The 2,950-nt window shown below is 72.2% G+C and carries 3 protein-coding genes and 1 pseudogene; 2 read left to right on the top strand and 2 right to left on the bottom strand.

The genetic code is table 11. The features are described from left to right. Both AOK23_RS51190 and AOK23_RS42415 read right to left on the bottom strand, forming a co-directional pair. A pseudogene (locus AOK23_RS51190) lies at positions 1 to 332 on the bottom strand (TIGR03943 family putative permease subunit); the annotation flags it as partial. Further along, on the bottom strand, positions 329 to 1,405 hold the full coding sequence (locus AOK23_RS42415; RefSeq protein WP_055717715.1) for a permease: 1,077 nt from the start codon (positions 1,403 to 1,405) through the stop codon (positions 329 to 331). The gene AOK23_RS42415 and the pseudogene AOK23_RS51190, both read right to left, overlap by 4 nt. A gap of 194 nt (positions 1,406 to 1,599) precedes the next feature. On the opposite strand from AOK23_RS42415, the gene rpmF reads away from it, so the two are divergent. Together rpmF and AOK23_RS42405 are read left to right on the top strand one after the other, a co-directional pair. After that, a complete protein-coding gene (gene rpmF, locus AOK23_RS42410; RefSeq protein ID WP_055717714.1) occupies positions 1,600 to 1,770 on the top strand; it encodes a 50S ribosomal protein L32 in 171 nt (56 codons plus the stop codon). Between the two features lie 5 nt (positions 1,771 to 1,775). After that, positions 1,776 to 2,950: GTP-binding protein (locus AOK23_RS42405; protein WP_055717713.1), on the top strand; the 1,175-nt coding region annotated here is incomplete at its 3' end.

The following is a 2,950-nucleotide window of genomic DNA, read 5'->3' as shown; positions in this document are numbered from 1 at the left end:
ACACGGGGTTCACGGTGGGCGTGCCGGTCGGGGGCGTGGTCGGGCTCGGGGGTTCGGTCGGTCTCGGGGGCGCGGTCCGACTCGGCGGTGTGGTCGGGTGCGGGCGCCTGGTTCGGCTCGGGCGCGGGCGCCCCGTTCTCCTGCCGGCTTCGGGTCGCCCGGCGTTCGTACCAGAGGGTCGCCACCGCCGCCGCTGTCAGCACCACGCCCGCGCCGATCAGCAGGGGTTGCAGGCCCGCCTTGACGTAGCGGAGGTAGAGGTCGGTGGAGCCCGCGTGCAGGAGGGCGCCGCCGGTGAGGAGGAGGACGACGGTCTGGGCGTGGCGGTTCACAGGAGCACCGTCCCGACGAGGGCCGAGGCCAGGATCGCGAGGGCGAACGTGGCGGGGGCGAAGCGGAGCGCGAAGGCACGGCCGAACGTGGCGGTCTGCATGGCGAAGAGTTTCAGGTCGATCATCGGCCCGACGACCAGGAAGGCCAGCCGGGAGGTCAGGGAGAACTGGGTCAGCGACGCGGCGACGAACGCGTCCGCCTCCGAGCAGATCGACAGCAGCACGGCCAGTACGGCGAGGGCGAGGATCGCGACGAGGGGGTTGTCGGCGGCCGCGTTCAGCCAGCTCGCCGGGACGACCGCCTTGAGCGTGGCTGCCGCCATGGCGCCCACCACCAGGAACCCGCCCGCGTGCATCACGTCGTGCCGTACCGAGCCCCAGAACGCCGCCCCCTTGCCGAGCCCCTCGTAGGACGGCCGCTCCGGCGGGCGCATCCACTCGCCGCGCCCCAGCCGCTGCCAGAGCCAGCCCATCGCGCACGCCACCAGCAGACTCGCCACGAACCTGGCCAGCACCATCTCGGGGTTCCCCGGGAACGCCACGGCTGTCGCCGTCAGCACGATCGGGTTGATCGCGGGCGCGGAGAGCAGGAAGGCAAGCGCCGCGGCGGGCGTCACCCCGCGCCGTACCAGCGCGCCCGCCACCGGCACCGACGCGCATTCGCACCCCGGCAGCACCACACCGGCCATGCCCGCCGCGGGGACCGCCAGCGCGGGCCGTTTCGGCAGCGCGCGGGCGAAGAACGACGGCGGCACGTACACCGCGATCACCGCCGACAGCAGCACCCCGAGCACCAGGAACGGCAGCGCCTGGACGACCACCGCCACGAACACCGTCATCCAGCTCTGCGTCACGGGCGCGGCCAGGACACGGCGGAGGGGGCCCTGCGCGGCGACGGCCAGAACCAGCAGCATGGTGAGGAGGAGGGGGGAATTGAGGTGCCGGCCGCGGGAATCCTGCGGCGAGGCGCCGGCGTCGCGGTCGGGCGATCCGGGCGCGTGCGGTGCGTGCGAGCCGCCCTCGGCACCGGCGCCGGGGCCCGGCCGGTCGGGGGCTTCCTTGGTGATGGCCACGGGGGACGGTACCTCCGTACGGGTACGGCAGTGCTGCGCGGGTCGGTGCGCCCTCCCCTCCCATACGGCGACGAGGCCGTTCCCGCTCACGTGCCGCGCTGCGACGCGCACCACAGACCGAGCCTTTTTCGTAATGGGATCCATTTTCATGTAGCGTCTCGTGCGGCATTCCGCCGTTCGACGAGGAGGACCCCATGGCCGTACCCAAACGGAAGATGTCCCGCAGCAACACCCGTCACCGTCGCGCCCAGTGGAAGGCGAGCACACCGCAGCTGGTGCCCTTCACCGTGGACGGCGTCACCCATCTCGTACCGCAGCGGCTGCTGAAGGCGTACGAGCGCGGACTGATCCACCCCGAGGGCTGAGCACGGTGTCCACGGCGTACGACGGCCACGACGGACTCGACCGGCTGCCCGTCACCGTGCTCTCCGGCTTCCTCGGCGCGGGCAAGACCACCCTGCTCAACCATGTCCTCGCCAACCGCGAGGGGCTGCGGGTCGCGGTCATCGTCAACGACATGAGCGAGATCAACATCGACGCGGCCCTCGTGCGCGGCGGTGAGGCGGCGCTGTCGCGGACGGAGGAGCGGCTGGTCGAGATGACCAACGGCTGTATCTGCTGCACCCTGCGCGACGATCTGCTGGAGGAGGTGGACCGGCTGGCCCGCGAGGGGCGCTTCGACTATCTGCTCATCGAAAGCTCAGGCATCTCCGAGCCGATGCCGGTCGCCGCGACCTTCGCCTTCGCGCGGGACGACGGCGCCACGCTCGGGGATCTCGCCCGGCTGGACACGATGGTCACCGTCGTCGACGCCGTGAACTTCCTGCCGGAGCTGGCGGGCGGCGACGAGTTGGCGGCACGGGGCCTCGACCAGTACGAGGAGGACGAGCGGACCGTCAGCGATCTGCTGATCGACCAGGTCGAGTTCGCCGATGTGATCGTGCTGAACAAGCTGGACCTCGTGGACACGGCGACCGCGGACCGGCTCGCGGGGACTCTGGCCCGGCTGAACCCGGCCGCGCGCGTCGTGCCGGCCCGGTACGGGCGGGTGCGGGTGGCGGAGGTGCTCGGGACCGGGCTGTTCGACCTGGAGCGGGCCCAGGAGGCGCCGGGGTGGGTGCGGGAGTTGAACGGGGACCATGTCCCGGAGACCGAGGAGTACGGGATCTCGTCGACCGTGTTCCGGGCCGGGCGTCCGTTCCATCCCGGGCGGTTGTGGACCTTCGTGACCGAGGAGCTGGACAGCGGGCGCTTCGGGGAGGTGCTGCGGTCGAAGGGGTTCTTCACGCTGGCGAGCCGGCCGCTGGTGGTGGGCCTGTGGTCGCAGGCGGGGTCGGTGGCCCGCTTCGAGCCGTCGGCAGTGCGGGGTGGCTCCGCCGGTGAGGCGCAGGAGTTGGTGTTCATCGGGGCTGGGTTGCGCGGGGAGGCGTTGCGCGACGCGTTGGGTGAGTGCCTGGTGCGGGACGGGGAGGTGGGGGGTGCGGCCGGCTTCGACGATCCGTTTCCCGCCTGGGAGACGTTCGGGGTGGAGGAGCGGTGTGAGCA

Source organism: Streptomyces torulosus, from assembly GCF_001419765.1.
Lineage (GTDB): Bacteria > Actinomycetota > Actinomycetes > Streptomycetales > Streptomycetaceae > Streptomyces > Streptomyces torulosus.
This window is presented reverse-complemented; position numbering and strand designations above follow the sequence as displayed.

Coding starts and splice junctions, on each gene's coding strand:
- rpmF (WP_055717714.1), top strand. CDS start 1,600: ATGGCCGTACCCAAACGGAAGATGTCCCGCAGCAACACCCGTCACCGT.